The 22,124-nt window shown below is 66.2% G+C and carries 18 protein-coding genes; 10 read left to right on the top strand and 8 right to left on the bottom strand.

The annotated features are described in order from the left end of the window. Positions 1–113 precede the first annotated feature (113 nt). Positions 114–2,843: a preprotein translocase subunit SecA gene (gene secA / locus ABIE51_RS04790; RefSeq protein ID WP_192632420.1), complete on the top strand. Its 2,730-nt coding sequence runs from the start codon at positions 114–116 to the stop codon at positions 2,841–2,843. A gap of 141 nt (positions 2,844–2,984) precedes the next feature. Beyond that, positions 2,985–3,926 (top strand): Nudix family hydrolase, encoded by a 942-nt coding sequence (locus tag ABIE51_RS04795; protein ID WP_502913324.1) that lies wholly within the window; start codon positions 2,985–2,987, stop codon positions 3,924–3,926. A 12-nt stretch (positions 3,927–3,938) separates the two neighbouring features. Here the strand turns inward: ABIE51_RS04795 and coaE are convergent, their stop codons facing one another. From coaE to ABIE51_RS04825, 6 genes are all read right to left on the bottom strand, one after another. Beyond that, positions 3,939–4,556 (bottom strand): dephospho-CoA kinase, encoded by a 618-nt coding sequence (gene coaE, locus ABIE51_RS04800; RefSeq protein ID WP_192632422.1) that lies wholly within the window; start codon positions 4,554–4,556, stop codon positions 3,939–3,941. Positions 4,557–4,602: 46 nt separating this feature from the next. Next, positions 4,603–5,466 carry a prepilin peptidase gene (locus tag ABIE51_RS04805; RefSeq protein WP_157029412.1) on the bottom strand — a complete coding sequence of 288 codons (864 nt, stop codon included), beginning with the start codon at positions 5,464–5,466 and terminating at the stop codon, positions 4,603–4,605. A 45-nt stretch (positions 5,467–5,511) separates the two neighbouring features. Further along, complete coding sequence (locus tag ABIE51_RS04810) at positions 5,512–6,771, bottom strand: type II secretion system F family protein (protein WP_192632423.1); 1,260 nt, start codon at positions 6,769–6,771, stop codon at positions 5,512–5,514. A gap of 3 nt (positions 6,772–6,774) precedes the next feature. After that, positions 6,775–8,496 (bottom strand): type IV-A pilus assembly ATPase PilB, encoded by a 1,722-nt coding sequence (gene pilB / locus ABIE51_RS04815; RefSeq protein ID WP_192632424.1) that lies wholly within the window; start codon positions 8,494–8,496, stop codon positions 6,775–6,777. A gap of 75 nt (positions 8,497–8,571) precedes the next feature. After that, positions 8,572–10,518, bottom strand: a complete 1,947-nt coding sequence (locus ABIE51_RS04820; protein ID WP_192632425.1) for a hypothetical protein — start codon at positions 10,516–10,518, stop codon at positions 8,572–8,574. 73 nt (positions 10,519–10,591) lie between these two features. Continuing rightward, the gene (locus ABIE51_RS04825; protein ID WP_192632426.1) at positions 10,592–11,014 is read right to left on the bottom strand and encodes a pilin; all 423 of its coding nucleotides are present in this window, start codon (positions 11,012–11,014) and stop codon (positions 10,592–10,594) included. 385 nt (positions 11,015–11,399) lie between these two features. Here ABIE51_RS04825 and ABIE51_RS04830 point away from each other — a divergent pair, with 385 nt between their 5' ends. From ABIE51_RS04830 to ABIE51_RS04845, 4 genes are read left to right on the top strand one after another with little or no spacing between them, the layout of a single operon-like run. Beyond that, positions 11,400–11,783 carry a DMT family transporter gene (locus ABIE51_RS04830; protein ID WP_192632427.1) on the top strand — a complete coding sequence of 128 codons (384 nt, stop codon included), beginning with the start codon at positions 11,400–11,402 and terminating at the stop codon, positions 11,781–11,783. Then, the gene (locus ABIE51_RS04835; RefSeq protein WP_192632428.1) at positions 11,714–12,580 is read left to right on the top strand and encodes a glycosyltransferase; all 867 of its coding nucleotides are present in this window, start codon (positions 11,714–11,716) and stop codon (positions 12,578–12,580) included. Before ABIE51_RS04830 ends, ABIE51_RS04835 begins: the two co-directional genes overlap by 70 nt. A gap of 1 nt (position 12,581) precedes the next feature. Further along, positions 12,582–13,607: a glycosyltransferase family 2 protein gene (locus ABIE51_RS04840; protein WP_425494074.1), complete on the top strand. Its 1,026-nt coding sequence runs from the start codon at positions 12,582–12,584 to the stop codon at positions 13,605–13,607. Positions 13,608–13,614: 7 nt separating this feature from the next. Further along, on the top strand, positions 13,615–14,328 hold the full coding sequence (locus ABIE51_RS04845; protein WP_192632429.1) for a methyltransferase domain-containing protein: 714 nt from the start codon (positions 13,615–13,617) through the stop codon (positions 14,326–14,328). 17 nt (positions 14,329–14,345) lie between these two features. On the opposite strand, the gene ABIE51_RS04850 is transcribed toward ABIE51_RS04845, so the two are convergent. Together ABIE51_RS04850 and ABIE51_RS04855 are read right to left on the bottom strand one after the other, a co-directional pair. Further along, a complete protein-coding gene (locus ABIE51_RS04850; RefSeq protein WP_192632430.1) occupies positions 14,346–15,809 on the bottom strand; it encodes a sigma-54-dependent transcriptional regulator in 1,464 nt (487 codons plus the stop codon). 83 nt (positions 15,810–15,892) lie between these two features. Continuing rightward, entirely contained in the window at positions 15,893–17,518 is a 1,626-nt protein-coding gene (locus ABIE51_RS04855; protein ID WP_253336535.1) for a sensor histidine kinase, read from the bottom strand. Between the two features lie 216 nt (positions 17,519–17,734). On the opposite strand from ABIE51_RS04855, the gene sucC reads away from it, so the two are divergent. From sucC to ABIE51_RS04875, 4 genes are all read left to right on the top strand, one after another. Then, positions 17,735–18,901, top strand: a complete 1,167-nt coding sequence (gene sucC / locus ABIE51_RS04860; RefSeq protein ID WP_115841435.1) for an ADP-forming succinate--CoA ligase subunit beta — start codon at positions 17,735–17,737, stop codon at positions 18,899–18,901. A gap of 12 nt (positions 18,902–18,913) precedes the next feature. Then, positions 18,914–19,789: a succinate--CoA ligase subunit alpha gene (sucD, locus tag ABIE51_RS04865; protein ID WP_115841436.1), complete on the top strand. Its 876-nt coding sequence runs from the start codon at positions 18,914–18,916 to the stop codon at positions 19,787–19,789. 269 nt (positions 19,790–20,058) lie between these two features. Further along, entirely contained in the window at positions 20,059–20,442 is a 384-nt protein-coding gene (locus ABIE51_RS04870) for an endonuclease domain-containing protein (RefSeq protein WP_192632431.1), read from the top strand. A gap of 19 nt (positions 20,443–20,461) precedes the next feature. Then, positions 20,462–22,096, top strand: coding sequence for an NAD+ synthase (locus ABIE51_RS04875; protein ID WP_192632432.1), 1,635 nt, complete (start codon positions 20,462–20,464; stop codon positions 22,094–22,096). Positions 22,097–22,124 lie beyond the last annotated feature (28 nt).

A 22,124-nucleotide genomic window follows, 5' to 3' on the forward strand; every position in this document is an offset into this window, starting at 1 on the left:
TCATTTGAGCCGGCCAGAGCCTTCCTTCGGGGAACTCGCCGGTGGACACGGACTCTGAATGCGTCCGGCCCGCCGGTATCCCTGTTCCGCTACAACGGACCCAGTCGCACTCCATGCTCAACAGCCTGCTTACCCGCGTTTTCGGCAGCCGTAACGATCGCCTGCTGCGCCAACTGCAACGCTCCGTCGCCAAGATCAACGCGCTTGAGCCGGAGATGCAGAAGCTCTCCGATGAGCAACTGCAGGCCAAGACGGCGGAGTTCCAGAAGCGCATCGCCGATGGCGAGTCGCTCGACAAGATCCTGCCCGAGGCATTCGCCGTCTGTCGCGAGGCGTCCAAGCGCGTGCTCGGCATGCGCCATTACGACGTCCAGCTGATCGGCGGCATGGTCCTGCACCTGGGCAAGATCGCCGAGATGCGCACCGGCGAGGGCAAGACCCTGGTCGCGACGCTGCCGGTCTACCTCAACGCGCTGGAAGGCAAGGGCGTCCACGTCGTCACCGTGAACGACTACCTGGCCCGCCGCGACTCGGCCTGGATGGGCCGCCTGTACAACTGGCTGGGCCTGTCGGTCGGCGTGGTCTACCCGGGCATGCCGCACAGCGACAAGCACGCCGCGTACGCCGCCGACATCACCTACGGCACCAACAACGAGTTCGGCTTCGACTACCTGCGCGACAACATGGCGCTGTCGAAGGAAGACCGTTTCCAGCGCAGCCTGCATTACGCGATCGTCGACGAGGTCGACTCGATCCTGATCGACGAGGCGCGCACGCCGCTCATCATCTCCGGCCCGGCCGACGAGTCGCCGGAGCTGTACATCAAGGTCAACCGCATCGTCCCGCAGCTGTCGCGCCAGGCGACGGAAGAAAGCGAAGGCGACTACTGGGTCGACGAGAAGGGCAAGCAGGTGCACCTGTCCGAAGCCGGCCAGGAACGCGCCGAACACCTGCTGCGCCAGGCCGGCATCCTGCAGGGCGAGGACGACACGCTCTACGGCGCGCAGAACCTCAGCGTCGTGCACCACCTCAACGCCGCCATGCGCGCGCACGCCATCTACCAGCGCGACGTGGACTACATCGTGCGCGATGGCGAAGTGGTGATCGTCGACGAGTTCACCGGCCGCACGCTGGCTGGCCGTCGCTGGTCGGACGGCCTGCACCAGGCGGTCGAGGCGAAGGAAGGCGTGCCGGTCCAGCGCGAGAACCAGACGCTGGCGAGCATCACCTTCCAGAACCTGTTCCGCATGTACAAGAAGCTGTCCGGCATGACCGGCACGGCCGACACCGAGGCGTACGAATTCCAGAGCATCTACGGCCTGGAAGTCATCGTCATCCCGACCCACAAGCCGGTGCAGCGAAAGGACCACCCCGACGCGGTGTTCCTCAACCGGAACGGCAAGTACCGCGCGGTGCTCAACGAGATCAAGGACGCCAACGCCCGCAAGCAGCCGGTACTGGTCGGCACGACCTCGATCGAAGTGTCGGAAATGCTGAGCCAGCAGCTGCGCGACGCCGGCATCCACCACGAAGTCCTCAATGCCAAGCAGCACGAGCGCGAAGCGCAGATCGTCGCGCAGGCGGGCCGCCCGGGCGCGATCACCATCGCCACCAACATGGCCGGCCGCGGTACCGACATCGTGCTGGGCGGATCGCTCGAGAACGAAATCGCCGAGCTGGAAGCCAAGACCGGCGCGCCGATCGACGAGGTCACCAAGGCCCGCCTGAAGTCCGAATGGCTGGCGCGCCATGAAGCGGTGAAGGCCGCCGGCGGCCTGCACATCGTGGGCACCGAGCGCCACGAAAGCCGCCGCATCGACAACCAGCTGCGCGGCCGCGCCGGTCGCCAGGGCGACCCGGGTTCCTCGCGCTTCTACCTGTCGCTCGAAGACAACCTGATGCGCATCTTCGCGGCCGACTGGGTGCAGCGCGTGATGGCGCGCATGGGCCTGAAGGAAGACGACATCATCGAAAGCGCGCTGGTGACCAAGCAGATCGCCAACGCGCAGCGCAAGGTCGAGGCCCACAATTTCGACATCCGCAAGAACCTGCTGGACTTCGACGACGTCAACAACGACCAGCGCAAGGTGATCTACAGCCAGCGCGACGAGCTGCTGGAAGCCGAGAGCGTCAACGAGAACGTCGAAGGCATCCGTGGCGACGTCGTGGCCGACATCGTGGCGCGCTTCGTGCCGCCGAATTCGGTCGACGACCAGTGGGACCTGCCGGGCCTGGAAGCGACGCTCGCGTCCGAGTTCGGAGTGCAGATGTCGTTGCGCGAGTTCGTCGGCAAGAGCGAGGAAGTCGACGCCGAGACGATCGAGCGCCTGGTGCAGGAGGCCGTCGAAGGCCACTTCGCCCAGCGCGAGGAGCAGCTCGGCAGCGAGACGATGCGCCTGCTCGAGAAGCACATCATGCTCAACGTGCTCGACCAGAACTGGAAGGAGCACCTCGCGCGCATGGATTACCTGCGCCAGGGCATCCATCTGCGCGGCTACGCGCAGAAGCAGCCGAAGCAGGAATACAAGAAGGAAGCGTTCGAGCTGTTCTCCGAGATGCTGGAGAAGGTGAAGCGCGAAGTCGTCACGCTGCTGGCGCGCGTGCGCATCCGCAGCGAGGACGAAGTCGCCGCGCTCGAAGCGCAGGAGCGTGCCGCCGCCGAAGCGCAGGCACGCCAGATGCAGTTCCAGCACGCCTCGGCCGGCGGTTTCGGTGCCGACGAGGAAGCCGCGCAGGCGCAGGCCGCCGCCGGTGGCGACGTGTTCGCCAATGTCGGCCGCAACGATCCCTGCCCCTGCGGCAGCGGCAAGAAGTACAAGCACTGCCATGGGCAGATCGCCTGACGGCAGCGGCTCCAGACGCCCTCTCCCGCAAACGGGGGAGGGCGGTGCCCGGGACGCCTTCCACGTTCCGGTAAGCAGGTGAGCACCACTTCCACTCCCGATGTCTCGCGCGCGGTCGATCCGGGCGCGGTTGAGGGTGCACTGCGCCATGTCGAAGTGGTCGCGGGCGTCATCCGCGATGCGCGCGGCCGCGTGCTGCTCGCGCGTCGCACCGAAGGGCGCGACCTCGCCGGACTGTGGGAATTCCCGGGCGGCAAGCACGAACCCGGCGAATCCGCCGAAGCGGCGCTGGCGCGCGAGCTGCACGAGGAGCTAGGCATCGAGGTCGACATCGGCGCGCCGCTGATCAACGTTCCCCAGCGCTATCCCGACAAACGCTTGCGCCTCGATGTGCGCAGCATCGCCGCGTGGCGCGGCCATGCGCGCGGCCTGGAAGGGCAGGCGCTCGTCTGGGTACCGCCGCAGAAGCTCGCCAGCTACGCGATGCCGCCGGCCGATCGGCCCGTTGTCGCGGCCTTGCTGCAGCCAGCGCACTACCTCGTGACGCCGTCGCCTGCGGGGGAGGACGCCGTCTGGCTCGCGCGTCTCGAACATGCGTTGGCCAACGGCGTCAGGCGCGTGCAGCTGCGCGCGCCGGAGCTGGACGCGGGACGATGGCGCGCGCTGGTCGCCCAGGCCGCGCGCCTGTGCCGCCAGGCCGGCGCGGAAACGCTGGTGAATGGCGATGTCGCGCTGGCGATCGAGTTCGGGCTCGGCCTGCATCTGCCTTCGCGCCTGTTGCATGGCCTGTCGGAGCGTCCGATCCCGTCTGGCCTTCCATTGGCGGCCTCCTGCCACGAGGTGGACGACCTGCTCGCGGCAGAATCACTCGGGTGCGATTTCGCCGTCCTCGGCACGCTGAAACCGACGCCGAGCCACCCAGGCGTCGAAGGCATCGGTTGGGACGGCTTCGCGGCGATGCGCGAACGCGTGTCGCTGCCGATCTACGCCATCGGCGGCCTCGCTCCGGCGGATGTGGATGAGGCGCGGTCGCACGGCGCCCAAGGCATCGCCGCGATCCGCGGCCTCTGGCCGTCGGCCTGACAGGTCCGGCGCTTACGCGTGCGCGCCAGCCAGGGCGCGGTAGCGGCGATCCAGCGCCGCGACGTGGGAAACAAGCAGCTCGACGGGGCCGTCGTTGACGATGACATCGTCCGCGATCGCCAGCCGCTGGTCGCGCGTGGCCTGCGCGGCGATCATCCGCTGCGCCAGCTCGGCGTCCACGCGGTCGCGCTCCATCACGCGCGCGCGCTGCACGTCGACCGGCACGTCGACCACGAGGATGCGAGACAGCCACGGGTAGGCCTCGCGTCCGCCGCCTTCGGCGAGCAGCGGAATGGCCGCGATGGCGTAGGGCCAGGACGCGGCCTCGCACGCAGCACGAAGGTTCGCCCGCACGCGGGGATGGATGATGGCTTCAAGTCGCCGGCGTGCGGCGTCGTCGCCGAACACGTGGCGACGCATCGCGGCGCGATCGAGGCTTCCGTCCGGCGCGAGGACATCCGCGCCGAAGCTTGCGACGACCTCGGCCAGTCCGTCCGAGCCCGGCTCGACCGCGGTGCGGGCCGCGACGTCGGCGTCCGCGACGGGAACGCCCAGCGCCTCGAAGCGACGCGTGACTTCGCTCTTGCCGGAGGCCACGCCTCCGGTGACGCCGACGATGAACTCGCTCATGGGCCTGTACGCCGCTTCAGAGCGGGTAGGGTAAACCGGCGGGACCTTACTTCAGGCCGGCGAACTGCATGTAGGCGCCGACCATCTGCTCGCCCCAGAAGAAGGTGATCCAGCCGGCGATGGCGAGGTACGGGCCGAACGGAATGGGCGTCGCCCGATCACGGCCCTTCATGGCGAGCCAGATCGAGCCAACCACTGCGCCGACCACGGAGGACAGCAGGATCGTCGGCAGGATGCCCTTCAGGCCCGTCCAGGCGCCGATGGCCGCCAGCAACTTGAAGTCGCCGTGCCCCATGCCTTCCTTCCCGGTGAGCTGCTTGAACAGCCACCACACGATCCAGAGGCTCAGGTAGCCCGCCACCGCGCCCAGCAGTGCCGGTTTGGCGGGGAAGTAGAGATTGTCGGAGGCGGCGATCAGACCCAGCCACATCAGCGGCAACGTCAGCTGGTCGGGCAGCAACTGCGTGCGCAGGTCGATGCCCGACAGCACGATCAGGAAGCACGTGAAGACGATCGCGCCGAAGCCCTGCCAGCCGAAGCCGAAGCGCCACACGCTTGCGACCACCAGAAGCATCGTCAGCAGCTCGACCAGAGGGTACTGCGGTGAGATCGGCGCCTTGCAGTTGCGGCACTTCCCGCCCAGCACCACGTAGCTGAACACCGGAATGTTCTCGTACCACGACAGCTGGTGCTTGCAGTGCGGGCAGTGCGAGCGCTCGACCACGATGCCAGGTGGCGGCGGATCGTAGGTGTCGGGCTCGCCGAGCACCTCGCGGCTGTCGCGGCGCCACTGCCACTCCAGCCGCTTGGGCAGGCGCAGGATCACCACGTTGAGAAAGCTGCCGACCAGCAGGCCGAGTCCGGCCGCCAGCGGAAATCCGATGGCGGGGTTTTGATCGAGGAATGCCATGCGCGGGATTGTGCCCGAAGTTCAGAACGGGGTGATCGGGGCCGCTTAGCCCACGACCGCGCCGAGCTTGAAGATGGGCAGGTACATCGCGATGACCATGCCGCCGACGATCACGCCCAGGAACACCATGATCAGCGGTTCCAGCAGGCTGGAAAGCGCGTCGACGGCGTTGTTGACTTCCTGTTCGTAGAACTCGGCGACCTTGAAGAGCATGGTGTCGAGCGCGCCCGCCTCTTCGCCGATGGCGGTCATCTGCACCACCATGTGCGGGAAGATGTTGACCTGCTTCATCGCCATGTTGACCGAGTAGCCGACCGACACGTCGTCGCGGATGTTGCGCACGGCATCTTCGTACAGACTGTTGCCCGTGGCGCCGGCGACGATGTCCAGCGCTTCCACCAGCGGCACGCCTGCGCGGAAGGTGACGCCCAGCGTGCGCGAGAACCGCGCGATCGCCGAGTTGTGCATGATCTGCCCGATCACCGGCAGCTTGAGGATGGCGCGGTCCAGGAAGCGCGAGAACGCGAGCGAGCGCTTCTTCGCCATGATGAAGGCTACGCCGGCGCCGACGACGGCGAACAGCACCATCCACCAGTAGGCGACCATGAAATCGCTCATGCGGATGATCAGCTTGGTGAACGCCGGTAGGTCGGCGCCGAAGCTCTGGAAGACGGTCTCGAACTGCGGCACCACGAACACCAGCAGGATCGCGCTGACGATGAGCGCCACCGCGACGACCATCGCGGGATAGAACATCGCCTTCTTGATCTTGCCCTTCAGGGCTTCGATGTTTTCCTTGTACGTCGCGATCGTATCGAGCACGGTCTCGAGCACACCGGCCGTCTCGCCCGCCTTGACCAGGTTGCGGTACAACTCGTCGAACTGGACGGGGTGCTTGCTCAGCGCCTCGTAAAGCGAAGAACCGCTCTCGATGTCGGAGCGGATCGTGTTGAGCATCTTCGCCATGCGCTGGTTCTTGTGGCCGTTCGCCACGATTTCCAGCGAGCTGACGATGGGCACGCCCGACTTCATCATCGTAGCGAGCTGGCGACTGAACACCGCGATCTCGAGCGGCGTGATCGTCTTGCCTGCCCCGCCGAACAGGGGTTTGCCCTTGGCTTTCACCACGCGCGGCGTGATGCCCTGGCGTCGCAGCTCGGCGCGAAGCGCATTGGCGTTCTTCGCTTCCTGCTCGCCCTTCATCACCTTGCCGCGCTTGTCCGTGCCGTTCCAGACGAACGTGCTCATCGGGTTGGGGCGGCGGGCGGCAGCGGCCGGCTTGACTGCACTACGGGTCGCGGACATGGGTTAGTCCTTGGTTACGCGGTTGATTTCGGCGAGGCTTGTCACGCCGTTCTTTACTTTCAGCAATGCCGACTGACGCAGGTCACGCACGCCGGATTGCTTGGAGGCTTCGGCGATATCCAGGGCGTTGCCGCCCTGCAGGACGATCGCCTGGATCTTCTCGCTCATCGGCATCACCTGATAGATGCCGGTTCGACCCTTGTAGCCTTCGGTGCAATCGGGGCAGCCGACCGCTTCGTAGATCTTCAATCCGGCCGCCACTTCCTGGTGGGTGAACCCCTCGGCGAGCAACGCATGCTCGGGCAGCGCCACTTCGCGCTTGCAGTCGTGCAGGCGACGGGCAAGTCGCTGCGCGATGATCAGCGTCACCGACGAGGTGATGTTGTAGGGCGCGATGCCCATGTTCATCAGTCGCGACACGGTTTGCGGCGCGTCGTTGGTGTGCAGCGTGGAAAGCACCAGGTGGCCCGTCTGCGCCGCCTTCACTGCGATCTCCGCGGTCTCCAGGTCGCGGATTTCGCCGACCATCACGACGTCCGGGTCCTGTCGCAGGAAGCTGCGCAGCGCGGCGGCGAAGGTCATGCCGCGCTTGACGTTCATCTGCACCTGGTTGATGCCCGGCACGCGGATTTCGACCGGATCCTCAACCGTGGAGATGTTGCGTTCCTCTTCGTTGAGGATGTTCAGGCCGGTGTAGAGCGACACCGTCTTGCCCGAGCCCGTTGGACCGGTGACCAGCACCATTCCGTACGGCTTGGCCAACGCGGCTTCGTACAGCGCACGCTGGTCGTCTTCGTAACCGAGCTTGTCGATGCCGAGCTTGGCGGCACTGCCGTCGAGGATACGCAGCACGACCTTTTCGCCGAACAGCGTCGGCAACGTGCTCACGCGGAAGTCGACCTGCTTGGTCTTGGAGATGTTGAGCTTGATGCGGCCGTCCTGCGGCACGCGCTTTTCGGCGATATCCAGCTGCGCCATCACCTTCAGGCGCGCGGCGATGCGGGCCGAGAGGTTCGGAGGCACCTTGCTGACCTGCTTGAGCAGGCCGTCGATGCGCAGGCGCACCCGATAGTCCGTTTCGTAAGGCTCGAAGTGGATGTCCGAGGCGCCGCGACGGATGGCATCGACCAGTACCTTGTTGACGAACTTCACGACCGGGGTGTCGTCGGTCTTGACGTCGACACCGCTCTCGTTGGCGGCATCTTCCCCGCCGGAGACATCCAGCGTCTCCAGGCCTTCATCGCCACCAACGGTATCGGCGAGCGAATCGCTGGCCTCCAGCCACAGGTCGATGGTGCGCTGCAGACGCTCGGCATCGAGCAGGATCGGTTCGATCGCCAGGTTCGTCTGGAACTTGACCTCGTCCAGTGCCTGCGTGTTGGTCGGGTCGCTGATGCCGATGAAAAGTCGGTTGCCGCGTCGGTACAGCGGCAGGATCTGGTGCTTGCGGACCAGGGTTTCGTTGACGAGTTTGATCGCGGACTGGCCGGGATCGAACGCGCCCACATCGAACAGCGGAACGCCGAACTCAACCGAGTTCGCCGCCGCCAACTGCGTCGATGAAACCAGCCGCTTCTCGGCCAGGTACGCGCCAAGAGGCTGCTTGGCGGCGGTAGCGGCCGTCTGCGCTTGGCGCGCCACGCCGTCCTCGAGTGCCCCGTCGAGCACCAGGCGGCGGGCGATGCCAGTGATTCCCACCAGATTGGCGGTAGCCACGGTATTCATGCTTTCCCCTAGATCGAACTTCTGCTTCCCCGCCTCAAATGTAACGCAATCCTGCCGGGTGCGCGTGGGCGGCGGTCACTGTTCGACGCGCGCTGCGGGCAATGCCGGCGCGGCTTCCCGGCGCGTCGTCACGAGTTGCGCTCGCAGTGCCGCCAGCGCCTTCTGGGCCGCCAGTTCATCTTTGTCGATGCGGGAATCCAGTTCGGCCAGCAGGCGGCTCGCCTCCGACTGTCTTCCCGTCTCAATCAGGGTCTGGACCAGGAAAGCGCCGGCACGCTTGTCGCCGCCACCGCGCCAGGCGAGATCCACCTGCTCCCGGGCCTGCGGCCACAAACCGGCACTCGCGTAGATCTGCGACACGACGTAGCGCGTGACCCCCTTTGGTTGCGATTGTTCAGGCTGTAGCGTCGCTGCGTCGATGATCTCTCGCAGGCCGTCCGCCAGTCCCACTTGGGTCAGATCGCCACACCCCTTGTCGCGGATGGCAGTGGACAAGCGGTGAAACGCATACGTCTCCAACACGGTAATTCGAGGGAGCCGTTCGGCCGCGGCCAATCGCAACAACTCCTGGTTGCCGCCGGTGCCGCTGAGGCAGTTGGCGTAGATCAGGTCCAATCGAGCCATTTCGCGGTTGCGCGGATCGGGCCCGGCCACCAGGCGAGTCATCAGTTGCCGGTGCACATCAAACTGACCGTGTTTGATCGCGCGATCACCGGCGTGGAAGTTCACACGCAAGGATTGGGGATGGAAGCGCAGCCCCTGTTCGATGATCGTGTTCTCGTCCTTCCAGATCAGGACGCGCCCGAACGTTGCCACGCAGAGCACCAACGCGAACCCGCCGCCAGCCAGGGCACCGAGCTGCGTACGCCCGAGCACGTTGGTGGGCAGGTCGCGAGGAACCAGCGCCCATAGGCCCACCAGTGCCATCAGCAGGCCTACCGACGGCAAGTAGTTCCGGTGTTCGTAGTACATCTCGATCGGCAGGAACGTGGACTCCACGGCGTGTGCTGCGAGGAAGAAGAACCAGCCCGCGAAAAAGGTGGGAGCACGCCGGCGCACGAGGCAGGCCGTGATGCTGATGGCCAGCAGCGCTGCGATACAAACCGCCGTCGTCGCCGGCGAAAACAGGCCCGTCGACACCGCAAAGTCGTCGGTGTAGAGACCCATGCGCGGACCGCGAGGGATCAGCAGCATGCCCACGTAGTCCATCAGGGCGCGGGCCTGGGTGAGCAGTCGCTGGCCCAGCGTGAAGTCCCAATCGTCGTAACCACCCAGCAGTCGCATGGGCGCGAACGTCAGCAGGGCAGCGGCGCCCAGAGCAGGAAGCCCGAGGAACAGCGCGAAGAACCCCGTGACCGGACGAGGCATGCGCCCGCGGGCGAAGTAGGCCAGTTCCAGCACCAGGCACAAGAGGGGCGCGACAGCCGCATTCTGTTTGCTCAGCAGGCCGGCGACCACCATCAACGGCAAGGTGACAAACAGGTGAGCGCATGCGCGGCGGATTCGGCCCGCTTCCAGTTGCTCGCGCGCGATCAGGTAGGTCAATACGGCGAGTAAAGCGAACAGCGTGCTGAGCTGCGCCATGCGCTGCACGGCATACAACACGGTGCTGACGTGGAGCGGATGCAGGAGCCACAGGGTTGCCGCCAGGGCTGCGAGCGTGGGTGCAACGGTCCTCAGCTCACGGTCGTGCGAGATGGCCCGTCGCGCGATGCACCACACGAGGTAGCCACATGCGACGTGCAGGACGAGGTTCCCGAGCTTGAACGGGAAACTGGTGACGCTGTCGCCGAGCCACGTGGTGAGCAGGAAACTCGCCATGGGAATCGGGCGCGCGAACAGCAGGGAGGCGTCGCCGAACACGGCCTCACGCCAGGAGGCGGTCCCCTCGTGCCAGGCGCGAACGATGTCCAGCCCCTGCGCATCGTCGAAGATGAACGGGCCGTTGAGGCCAGTCCAGTAAATGCCGAATGTCGCCAGCATCGCTGCGAACAGGAACAAACGTGACGTGTTGACGGACATCGGGTTCTCGAGTCTTGGCCCCAAAAAAACAAACCCCGGCAGCGCCGGGGTCTGTTGGGCTGTTACGCGGCGCTTACGGGCGGCACTCGGCCGGCAGGTACTTCGCGTCGATGGCGGTCGAGCGGCACACCCACGTCAGCTGCGCGGAGGAGCCCACGGCCGTGGGGGTCAGCGTGATGGCGCCCGAGGCATTCGGCACGGTCGAGGTGACGGTCACGACACCGGTGGTGCCGGTGATCTGGATGCCGCTGACGTACTTGGTCGAGCCCGGGAACGTGTAGCCAGCGTTGCTGGCGGTCACCAGACCCAGCGAGCCCAGCGAGGAGGACGTCTCGGCCACGGCGAGCTTGGCCGGAGCGGCCATCACCAGCGCTTCGGAGATCTTGGCGCGGGTGGTGTAGTCCTGGTAAGCCGGCAGCGCGATGGCGGCCAGGATGGCGATGATCGCGACGACGATCATCAGTTCGATCAGCGTAAAGCCCTGCTGCTTCTTCATACATTTCCCCTAGGAGTGATATTTACTTTCACGTGCCGCAGGTCCGGCGTACCGGGTCCTTGGGCTTGCCGTGCGAGCTGCACGTGCAGTGGAGAATACGCACATCGCGTGCCAACTCCAGTTTCCCGGGGGGCGAATCTTCAAATTGGAAGTGGGGTCACTGAATCGGCGCCAACTGGAGCCAGTGAAAGTGACGCTCTTTGTCACTCCTGCCGCGCCTGTGACCAGTTGCGTCACTTTTGGCGGCGCGATCCTTCCGGGTCCGGATGCCCGTTCGGCGGCAACCGACGAAATGAGGTGTCCTGCGCAATCTGGCGAAGCTGCGCGTACACGAGGCTTTTTCGTACTACTCTCCGCGGGCGCGCCTGCACTGAGACCGTTCCGGATGTTCCGCGAAATCCTGCTGATCCTTTTTGTCACGTGTTCCACGCTGGGCGGGCAATTCCTGATCAAGCACGGTGTCACCCGCATCGCCGAGCAGTCGCCGGGTGTGTCCGGACTGCCCTGGCTGTTCGCGGCGATCACCTCGCCGGCGGTCATGGCCGCCGTCGCGATCCAGGGCATCGGCTTCCTCGTGTGGGTGGTGGTGATAAGTCGCGTCAAGCTCGGTGTCGCCTTCGGCATTTCCGGCGCGTTCCTTTACGTGCTGATGTCGATCGTCGGCTGGTGCTTCTACGGCGAGAGGTTGACGACGATGCAATGGTGCGGGCTGGCCATGATTTCGTGCGGCGTCCTCCTGTTGACGCTGTTCGAACGGACGGCAGGTTGACGATGGAAGCGTCCCGGCTGCAACCGCATGCGTTCGTCGTGCCCGCGTATGGACGATCGCCCCACCTTGAACAGTGCCTTCGCTCGCTCGCCGACCAGACGCGGCACTCGAGCATCGTGGTCGCGACTTCCTCGCCGTTCGAGGGGATGCGCGCGCTTGTCGAAGCGCACGGCGGTACGTTGCACGTGCACGATCGAGGTGGCTCGATCGGTCGCGACTGGAACGCTGCACTCGCCGCGGCGAACGCGCAGTGGGTGACGCTGGCGCACCAGGACGATGTGTACCTGCCCACATTCGTGCAGTCCACGCTCGAGGCCGTGCGACGACATCCGAATGCATCGCTGGTCTTCACCGGTTACCGGGAGATGTCCGGCAATGGGCGTCGGCCGGTCTCGCTCATGCTGCGAATCAAGCGCGTATTGCTCGAACTGGGTTTTCTCGGCCGTGGCGCGATATACGGGAAAGCGGCAAAGCGGCGGGCACTGGCGTTCGGATGCCCCGTCCCGTGTCCATCCGTCACCTTGCCCGGAGCGACACCCTTCCGCTTCCGCGAGGACCTGAAGGTCAACCTCGATTGGGACGCATGGATGCGCATCGCGCAGCAGGAAGGGGCATTCGTGTACGTACGCCAGGCGCTGATGCTGCATCGCCTTCACGAGGGCAGCGAAACCGAATCGGGCATACGCGACGGCGTGCGTGCCGCGGAAGACCGCATGATGTTCGGCCGCGTCTGGCCTGCCCCGATCGCGAGCGTCCTGGCGCGTCTTTACTCGCTGTCCTACTCCAATGGCACCTGAGATGAGCCAGACGATGCCGACCGACATCGCCCCGGCCGCGGATGGAGTGGCCGCTCCCGCTCCGGCGAGGTGCCGGGTCGCCGTGGTCGTGCCCAGCCATCGCGTCCGTGCGCACATATTGAAAGTGCTGGCCGGAATTCCCGGTTTCGTGGAGCGGATCTACGTCGTCGACGACTGCTGCCCGGAAGCGTCCGGCCGTTTCGTCGAGGAGGAGTGCCGGGACCCCCGTGTGGCGGTCGTGCGCAACGAGCGCAACCTCGGGGTCGGCGGGGCGGTCATGGCGGGATATGCACGCGCGGTTGCCGACGGAATGGACATCGTGGTCAAGATGGACGGCGACGATCAGATGGATAGCGGTGCCATGGCGCAGCTGATCGGGCCGATTGTCCGCGGCGAGGCCGACTACACCAAGGGCAACCGCTTCTACGACCTGACCCAGGTTGGACGGATGCCCCCGCTGCGCATCTTCGGCAATGCAGTGCTGTCGTTCATGACCAAGCTGTCCTCGGGGTACTGGGACATCTTCGATCCAACCAACGGATACACCGCGATCCACGCCAAGGTGATCGCGCGGCTGCCATTGAGGAAGATCAGCAGGCGTTTCTTCTTCGAGACCGACATGCTGTTCCGGCTGAACACGATCCGCGCCGTCGTCATCGACGTGCCGATGGACGCGCGTTATGGCGACGAGACCAGCAACCTACGGATCGCCAGCGTGGTGGTGGACTTCCTGGCCAAGCATGTGCGCAACACCGGCAAGCGCATCTTCTACAACTACTTCCTTCGCGACCTGTCCCTGGCCTCCGTCGAGCTCGCCCTGGGGTTGCTGTTCGTATCCGGCGGCGCGCTGCTGGGTCTCGGGTTCTGGTTCAATTCGTTCCGCACGGGCGTCATGACCGGCGCCGGCAGCGTGATGCTGGTGGCATTGCCGATCATCATCGGCATCCAGCTGCTCCTGGGTTTCCTGGCGTATGACATCGCGTCGGTGCCGCGCCGCACGGTCCATCCCCTGTTGCGCGATGGTTGAGGTGACGATGCAGGAACTGGCATACACCGCGCTCGAGCCGGTGCGTGTACCGCGCCCGGGCGATCGCATGGAACTCATCCTGGCCCATGCCCGCGGTCGCAAGGTTTTCGACCTCGGGGCGCTGGATGAAACAGCGTTCGAGTCCAAGCGCGACAACGGTCGATGGTTGCATGCGCGCCTGTGCGAGGTCGCCAGCGAGGTGATCGGCGTGGACAATTCCCCGCTGGTACCAGCCGGTGGGCTTTCGACGCGCCACAACGGACGCATCGTCAATGCGGACATCTTCGACCTGGGCGCTCTGGTCAGCGCCTACGGGCGCCCCGACGTCGTGGTCGCCGGCGAGCTCATCGAGCACTTGCCAGACACGATGCACTTCCTTCGAAGCATGAAATCGTGCCCGGAACTGGCTGGCGTCGAATTCGTTTTCTCCACGCCCAATGCGTGCAGCTGGCATAACGTCCTGGTAGGGATGGGCGGCCGGGAATCGATGCATCGCGATCACCTGCAGGTCTACTCGTACAAGACCCTGCGCACGATGTTCGAACGGGCAGGGACAACGCTGCATTCGCTCGAGCCATACCACGTGCGCTTCGACGAGATGCGTGAGCAGTCCACTGGCCTCGCACGCGCGGCGGTGGGCGGCTTCCAGCGTGTGGTCAACATGCTGGAATTGGTCGCGCCGATGTTGAGCGGCGGCTGGGTGGGCGTGGCGCGTCTGTAACGGCCGACCCGGCACCGTCAATCGATGCCGAGCTTCTTCAGCTTGTAGCGCAGCGCGCGGAAGGTAATGCCCAGCGCTGCCGCGGTCCGCGTCTTGTTGTAGCGGTTCTCCTGCAGCGCCTGCTGGATCGCGGCGCGTTCGATTTCCTCGATGTACGAGGGCAGGGGGCTGCTGGCCGTATCGCGCGGGTTGAGCGTACGCGGATCGATCGCCTGCGCCGGCTGGCCTGGCACCATCAGCGGCGGTGCTGCGGAATTCGCGGGCGCAGTCGCCGACGTCGCACCCGTAGCCGCAATCGGCGTCGCGGTGGGCACCGTGTTCGCGGCCTTCGGCAAACGCAAGTCCTCGGCCGTCAGGCTGTCGCCCTCGGCGAGTGCAAGCGCGCGTTCGAGGATGTTCTCCAGTTCGCGCACGTTGCCCGGGAAAGCATAGGCGCGCAGCGTGTCGAGCGCGTCGGCCGACAGCGTTGGCGGGAACACGCGGCCCTGCGCGAGCGAAAGGCGCTGCAGCACCTTCTCGGCGAGACCGGGCAGGTCGTCCTGGCGTTCGCGCAGCGGCGGCACGCGCAGTTCGATCACGTTGATGCGGTAGTACAGGTCCTGGCGGAAGCGGCCGTCGGCGACGAGCGCCGCCAGATCCTTGTGCGTGGCCGACAGGATGCGCACGTCCACCGGCACTTCGGCGTTCGCGCCCACCGGGCGGATCGATTTTTCCTGGATCGCGCGCAGCAGCTTGACCTGCATCGCCAGCGGAAGCTCGGCGATTTCGTCCAGGAACAGCGTGCCGCCGTCGGCGCTCTGGAATAGGCCCGGCTTGTCGGCATGCGCGCCGGTGAAGCTGCCCTTCTTGTGGCCGAAGAACTCGCTTTCCATCAGTTCGGCCGGGATCGCGCCGCAGTTCACCGGCACGAACGGTCCGGTCGAACGCGCGCCTTCGGCGTGGATCGTGCGGGCGACCAGTTCCTTGCCCACGCCCGACTCGCCGACGATGTACACCGGCGCCTGGCTGCGGGCGACCTTGGCGATCGTGCCCCGCAGGGTAGCCATCGCCGGCGATTGGCCGTACAGGCGCGCGGCGACGATGTCGGCCGGCGGCGCGCTCTTGCGGCGTTCGTTGAGGTCCAGCGCGTGGCGGACCAGGTCGCGCAGCACGGCCAGGTCCACGGGCTTGGCGACGAAGTCGAACGCGCCGGCCTTCAAGGCCTCGACCGCGGCTTCGACGTTGCCGAAGGCGGTGATCATCGCGACCGGCGTTTCGGGATGCTTCTGGCTGATCTCGGCGACCAGGTCCATGCCCGAGCCGTCCGGCAGGCGCATGTCCGTCAGGCACAGGTCATAGCGATTGCGCGCGAGCTGGCCGCGGGCTTCGCCGAGCGTGGAGGCGGTGTCGCATCGAAGGCCCATGCGGCCCAGGGTCATGACGAGCAGTTCGCGGATGTCGCGTTCGTCGTCGACCACCAATGCACTACGTGTTTCAGCCATTTTCCCTCCGGCCTTCACGATAACTTAAGGTCGTGTGGGGCGCCAAGCACGCGCAGAGCATTCTGCCCTGTTCAGGTTCCGCTTCAGGACGAGAGCAGCGTGTGGCTGCCGATCAGGCGCACCCGGAAGCATCCGCCGCCGCCCGGCATGGCGACGTAGTCGAGCGTGGCCTGGTTGGCTCGACACAACTCGCGCGCGATGTAGAGCCCAAGCCCGGTGCCGTGGCTGGAGGTCGTGAAGAACGGGCGGAACAGCCGCGACGCCACCGATTCGGGAATGCCCGGTCCGCGATCGAGCACGTCGATGCACGGAAGTCCCGCATCGTCCGGATACACGCTCACCGTCACCCGCGCCGGCTCGCCCGGCATGCGGCCATAGCTCAGTGCATTCGACACGAGCACCGTGAGCACCTGGTGCAGGTGGCGCGGATCGATCAGCACCGGCAGGCGCGGGATCTGCGAGGTGCTGCGCAACGTGTCGAGGTCCAGCGGGTGGCTCGCGAGGTACTCGTCGACGAAAAGCTTCGCGAAGGCGACCAGTTCCACGTGCTCGGGTTTGGCCGGTTCGCGCCGCGCCATGCCCAGCACGTTCTCGACGATGCCGTTCATGCGGATGCCCTGTTGGCGGATGATCTCCAGCAGACGCCGCTCGGCGGTGGGGATGTCGTCGGATTCTTCCAGCAGCTGCACGGCGTAGTTGATCGCAGCGAGCGGGTTGCGGATCTCGTGCGCGAGGCTCGCCGAAAAACGGCCGAGCGTCGCCAGCGTCATCGATTCGGCGTGGCGTGAGAGCAGCGAGGTGTCGTCGAGGAAGATCAGTACCTGCTCGCTGCCGGCGAGCAGCCGGGTGAAGCGCGGCACCACTTCCGGAAGATCCGGCGCCAGCTGCAGCGGGCTGTCGTTGTGTGTGCCGTCCTGGCGCCAGCGTTCGAGCCGGCGCGCCAGTTCCGGCGCGGCGACCGCCAGGCTGCGCTGGCCGTGCAGGTCGGTGCTTTCGCCGGCATCGCCGAGCAGCAGCATGGCCGCCTCGTTCGCCAGGCGGATGCGGTCGCCACGGTCGACGAGCAGCACGCCCGTGCGCAGGCGGCGGATGATCAGCTCGTTGATCTCGCCCAGGTGCGCGGCCTCGGCGCCGCGGCGTTCGGCCAGGTCGTAGCTCTCGCGCATCTGCCGGCCGAGGATGCTGGTCAGCGTGGCGATCGCCATGTAACCGACCGCGAACATCATCGGCTCGGCGATGGTGCGGGTGCCGGTCTCCGTGTCGAACCGGCTCCAGATGAACTCACCGAACAGGCCCAGCACCGCCACCACTGCCGCGCCCAGGCCGTACCGCGCCGGCAGCAGCAGCGAGGCCGCGCCCACGTTGAACAGCAGCATCAGCGCGATGCCGGTGCCGGCGGCGGGCATCGCATGCATCGCCAGCAAACCGAAGAACAGGTCGGCGGCGATGCCCGTCAGCGTCTGCGCGCGCAGCTCGCCACGTCGGCCGAACACGAACAGCAGCGCGGCGATGAAGAGGTAGGACAGGGCGATCGAGCGCGCGCCCAGCGCGTTGCGCAGCGGTTCGACCAGCCCGGTGGCGGGTCCGAACAGGAAGAACACCAGCAGCGCCGCCTCGAACAGGCGGTAGAGCGTGAAGAAGTACAGCTCGCGGCGAAGCGCGCTGTCGGCGTCGGCGGCGATGGGCGGCCGGGCGGAGGCGATCGACAAGCGGCGTTCCTTCCGTGCGAAAACGATGTGCCGAGTATGGCTGGCGGCGCCGGCGAACCGCTACCGCCGGCGCGGGGCCGCCGGGCGGTTTTGCCCGGGCCGCGTGGATGGGCGACAATACCGCCCCCTCGCGCTCGACGTCACGGCGGTCCCGGGTTTCCCGGACCTCGGAGCGAAGCCGGCCGCGGGGATTCTTTTCACTCCCCTCGGTGACGCATGAATTTTCACGAATATCAGGCAAAGCAGCTGTTTGCCGACTACGGCATCGCGGTGCCGACCGGGCGCGTCGCGCGCACTCCGGACGAAGCCGTCGCGGCCGCCAAGGCCATCCCGGGCGACCTGTGGGTCGTCAAGGCGCAGATCCACGCGGGCGGCCGCGGCAAGGCCGGCGGCGTCAAGCTGGCCAAGTCGTACGACGAGGTGAAGCAGTACGCCGCCGCGATGCTCGGCACGAAGATGGCGACCTACCAGACGGCGGGTGTCGAGCTGCCGATCGATGCGGTCCTGATCTCCGAAGGCACCGACATCGCCAAGGAGCTGTACCTGTCGGTGCTGGTCGACCGCTCGACCAAGTCGGTCACCTTCATCGCCTCGGCCGAGGGCGGCATGGACATCGAACAGGTGGCCGCCGAGAAGCCGGAAGCCATCCACGCGCTGCACGTGAACTACGTGCAGGGCCTGCAGCCCTACGAGTGCCGCGACCTCGGCTTCGCGATGGGCCTGAACGCCAAGCAGGTCAACCAGCTGACCAAGATCATGCTGGGCCTGTACAAGCTGTTCAACGAGAAGGACCTGGCGCTGGTCGAACTGAACCCGCTGGCCATCCTCACCAACGGCGACCTCGCCGTGCTCGACGGCAAGGTCGACTCCGACGACAACGCCTCGTTCCGTCATCCGGAACTGGTCGCCATGCGCGACATCCGCCAGGAAGACGAGACCGAAGTGCTGGCCAGCCAGCACGACCTCAACTACGTCACGATGGACGGCAACATCGGCTGCATGGTCAACGGCGCAGGCCTGGCCATGGCGACGATGGACGTCATCAAGCTCAACGGCGGCGAGCCGGCGAACTTCCTGGACGTCGGCGGCGGCGCCACCAAGGAGCGCGTGACCGAGGCCTTCAAGCTGATCCTGTCGTCCGACAAGGTGAAGGCGATCTTCGTGAACATCTTCGGCGGCATCGTCCGCTGCGACATGATCGCCGAGGGCATCATCGCCGCGGTGAAGGAAGTCGACGTCAAGGTCCCGGTGATCGTCCGCCTCGAAGGCACGAACGTCGAAGCCGGCAAGGAACTGCTGAAGAACTCGGGTCTGGCCATTACCCCGGCCGACGACATCAACGATGGCGCGAAGAAGGCCGTTGCGGCCGTCGCTGGCAAGTAAGGGGCTGATGACATGTCCGTTTTGATCAACAAGAACACGAAGGTCATCGTCCAGGGCTTCACCGGCTCGCAGGGCACCTTCCACGCGCAGCAGATGCTGGAATACGGCACCCAGGTTGTCGGCGGCGTCACGCCGGGCAAGGGCGGCACGCAGCACCTCGGCCTGCCGGTCTTCAACACCGTCGCCGAAGCCGTGAAGACCACCGGCGCCGACGCGTCCGTCATCTACGTCCCGCCGCCGTTCGCGGCCGACGCGATCATGGAAGCGGCCGCGGCCGGCATCAAGGTCATCGTGTGCATCACCGAGGGCATCCCGGTGCTGGACATGCTGCGTGCGAAGAACGCGCTGAAGGGCTACCCGGACACCGTGCTGGTCGGCCCGAACTGCCCGGGCGTGATCACGCCGGGCGAGTGCAAGATCGGCATCATGCCGGGCCACATCCACATGCCGGGCAAGATCGGCATCGTGTCGCGCTCGGGCACGCTTACTTACGAAGCCGTGAAGCAGACCACCGACGTCGGCCTCGGCCAGTCGACCTGCATCGGCATCGGCGGCGACCCGATCAACGGCACCAACTTCATCGACGCGCTGAAGCTGTTCCAGGAAGACCCGCAGACCGAAGGCATCATCATGGTCGGCGAGATCGGCGGTTCGGCCGAGGAAGAAGCGGCCGAGTTCATCGCCAAGCACGTGACCAAGCCTGTCGTGGGCTTCATCGCCGGCGCCTCGGCCCCGAAGGGCAAGCGCATGGGCCACGCGGGCGCGATCGCCTCGGGCGGCTCGGGCACGGCAGAAGGCAAGTTCGCCGCGATGGAAAAGGCGGGCGTGACCACGGTGAAGTCGCCCGGCGACCTCGGCGCGGCGATCGCCAAGCGTCTGGCGAAGTAAGCGTTTCGCAGACGATGCAGAAAGAGGCCGCCTTCGGGCGGCCTTTTTCTTTCAGGACTTCGGGTCGGAATGTCGCAGCCGCTTGCCCTCACCCCAACCCTCTCCCGTAAACGGGAGAGGGGCTTTGCACCTCCGGGCGTCGGACGCCTCTGACAGGCTGTAGCCCCTCTCCCGCATGCGGGAGAGGGGTTGGGGTGAGGGCAAGCGAGGCATCGCCCGATACGACGTCGAAAGCAAGGTCGGCATGTTGTTTCCTTTCGGGGAAGCACATGCGCCCAGGTCAAAAATGCAACTTCGCGCGCCATCTGCGAAGGGAAATGACCGACGCCGAGCGCCATCTCTGGTTCTTCCTGCGCAATCGAACACTCGTGGGCCACAAGTTTCGTCGCCAGCTTCCGATCGGGCACTACATCGTCGACTTCGCGTGCATCCAGGCAAGGCTGATCGTCGAACTGGACGGCGGCCAGCACGTCAGTGCAGGTGTCGCCGACGCGACGAGGACGGCCCATTTACAAAGCCGGGGCTACCGTGTCCTCAGATTCTGGAACAATGACGTTCTGACGCGGACCGACGCGGTGATGATGGCGATCCATTCAGCCCTCGCCGACGGCCCTCACCCCAACCCCTCTCCCGCAGGCGGGAGAGGGGCTTAGTGCGAATCGAACCCCTCACATGCCGAACCCCCTCCGCATCGCCCTCGCGCAGTTCGACTTTCCCGTCGGTGCCGTCCAGCGCAACGCCGAGCGCATCGCCGCGATGATCGAACAGGCGCGCGACGAATACGGCGCCGACATCGTGCTGTTCCCCGAACTCGCGCTCAGCGGTTATCCGCCCGAAGACCTGCTGCTGCGGCCGTCCTTCCTGGCCGACTGCCAGGCCGAACTCGAACGCATCGCCACGAACGTGCGCGACATCGTCGCCGTGGTCGGCTGGCCGCAGGCGGCGGGCAGCGTCGTCTACAACGCGGCGAGCGTGCTGCGCGACGGCCACGTCTCGCACACCTATCGCAAGCGCGAGCTGCCCAACTACGCCGTCTTCGACGAACGCCGCTATTTCGACGTCGATCCCGATCGCGACGACTGCGTCTTCGACGTCGACGGCGTGCAGGTCGGCCTGCTGGTCTGCGAGGACCTGTGGTTTCCCGAGCCGCTCGCCAGCACGGTGGCGAAGGGCGCCGAGCTCGTGCTCGTTCCGAACGCCTCGCCGTTCGAGCGCGACAAGCATGCCGATCGCGATGCACTGCTGGCCCAGCGCGTGCAGGAAACCGGCGTCGGGCTGGTCTACGTCAACACCGTCGGCGGCCAGGACGCGGTGGTGTTCGATGGTGGCTCGGTCGTAGCCGACGGCGACGGCACCGTGCATCCGGCCGCTGCGGCATTCACCGACCAGTGGCTCGTGGTGGACTTCGATTCCGACTCGCGCCGCTTCTCGCCGGTGCAATGGATGGAAGACGGCGACGAAAGTCGCGATGCGCTCGCATGGCGCGCGGTCGTGCGCGGCACGCGCGACTACTTCGCGAAGAACGGCTTCAAGCATGCGTGGCTGGGATTGTCCGGCGGCATCGATTCCTCGCTCGTGCTGGCGATCGCCGTCGATGCGCTCGGTGCCGAGAACGTCACCGCCGTGCGCATGCCCTCGCGCTACACGGCGGGCATGTCGAACGACCTCGCCGAGGAGCAGTGCCGCATGCAGGGCGTGCGATTGATGACGGTGCCGATCGAAAAGCCGTTCCAGGGCTTCCTCGATGCGCTCTCGGAGACCTTCGCCGGCCGGCCGGTCGACACCACGGAGGAGAACCTGCAGTCGCGCATCCGCGGCGCGCTGCTGATGGCGATGAGCAACAAGTTCGGCGGCCTGCTGCTTACCACCGGCAACAAGAGCGAGTACGCGGTCGGCTACGCGACGATCTACGGCGACATGGCCGGCGGTTACGCGCCGCTGAAGGACATCTACAAGACCGAGGTCTTCGCGCTCGCGCGCTGGCGCAACACCGTCGGCGACCGCGTGATCCCGCAGGCGGTGATCGACCGGCCGCCGTCGGCCGAGCTGCGCGAAAACCAGAAGGACCAGGATTCGCTGCCGCCGTACGACGTGCTCGACGCGATCCTGCTTCGCTACGTCGACCAGGAGCAGTCGCGCGAGGACATCATCTCCGCCGGGTTTGATCAGGCCACCGTGGACCGCGTGCTGCGGCTGGTGCGCATCAGCGAATGGAAGCGCCACCAAGCCGCGCCGGGGCCAAAGGTGTCGCGGCGCGCGTTCGGGCGCGAGCGGCGGTATCCGATCACCAACGGGTACGGACACTGATCGATGCTGTCATTCCCGCGAAGGCGGG

This window comes from Lysobacter sp. OAE881, assembly GCF_040546665.1.
In the GTDB taxonomy this organism is placed as follows: Bacteria; Pseudomonadota; Gammaproteobacteria; order Xanthomonadales; family Xanthomonadaceae; genus Lysobacter_J; species Lysobacter_J soli.

What these genes read in the sequence shown, in the direction of transcription:
- secA (WP_192632420.1), top strand. Translation starts at nt 114, where the DNA reads ATGCTCAACAGCCTGCTTACCCGCGTTTTCGGCAGCCGTAACGATCGC.
- coaE (WP_192632422.1), bottom strand. Translation starts at nt 4,556, where the DNA reads ATGAGCGAGTTCATCGTCGGCGTCACCGGAGGCGTGGCCTCCGGCAAG.
- ABIE51_RS04805 (WP_157029412.1), bottom strand. Translation starts at nt 5,466, where the DNA reads ATGGCATTCCTCGATCAAAACCCCGCCATCGGATTTCCGCTGGCGGCC.
- ABIE51_RS04810 (WP_192632423.1), bottom strand. Translation starts at nt 6,771, where the DNA reads ATGTCCGCGACCCGTAGTGCAGTCAAGCCGGCCGCTGCCGCCCGCCGC.
- pilB (WP_192632424.1), bottom strand. Translation starts at nt 8,496, where the DNA reads ATGAATACCGTGGCTACCGCCAATCTGGTGGGAATCACTGGCATCGCC.
- ABIE51_RS04820 (WP_192632425.1), bottom strand. Translation starts at nt 10,518, where the DNA reads ATGTCCGTCAACACGTCACGTTTGTTCCTGTTCGCAGCGATGCTGGCG.
- ABIE51_RS04825 (WP_192632426.1), bottom strand. Translation starts at nt 11,014, where the DNA reads ATGAAGAAGCAGCAGGGCTTTACGCTGATCGAACTGATGATCGTCGTC.
- ABIE51_RS04830 (WP_192632427.1), top strand. Translation starts at nt 11,400, where the DNA reads ATGTTCCGCGAAATCCTGCTGATCCTTTTTGTCACGTGTTCCACGCTG.
- ABIE51_RS04835 (WP_192632428.1), top strand. Translation starts at nt 11,714, where the DNA reads ATGGTGCGGGCTGGCCATGATTTCGTGCGGCGTCCTCCTGTTGACGCT.
- ABIE51_RS04840 (WP_425494074.1), top strand. Translation starts at nt 12,582, where the DNA reads ATGAGCCAGACGATGCCGACCGACATCGCCCCGGCCGCGGATGGAGTG.
- ABIE51_RS04845 (WP_192632429.1), top strand. Translation starts at nt 13,615, where the DNA reads ATGCAGGAACTGGCATACACCGCGCTCGAGCCGGTGCGTGTACCGCGC.
- ABIE51_RS04850 (WP_192632430.1), bottom strand. Translation starts at nt 15,809, where the DNA reads ATGGCTGAAACACGTAGTGCATTGGTGGTCGACGACGAACGCGACATC.
- sucC (WP_115841435.1), top strand. Translation starts at nt 17,735, where the DNA reads ATGAATTTTCACGAATATCAGGCAAAGCAGCTGTTTGCCGACTACGGC.
- sucD (WP_115841436.1), top strand. Translation starts at nt 18,914, where the DNA reads ATGTCCGTTTTGATCAACAAGAACACGAAGGTCATCGTCCAGGGCTTC.
- ABIE51_RS04870 (WP_192632431.1), top strand. Translation starts at nt 20,059, where the DNA reads ATGCGCCCAGGTCAAAAATGCAACTTCGCGCGCCATCTGCGAAGGGAA.
- ABIE51_RS04875 (WP_192632432.1), top strand. Translation starts at nt 20,462, where the DNA reads ATGCCGAACCCCCTCCGCATCGCCCTCGCGCAGTTCGACTTTCCCGTC.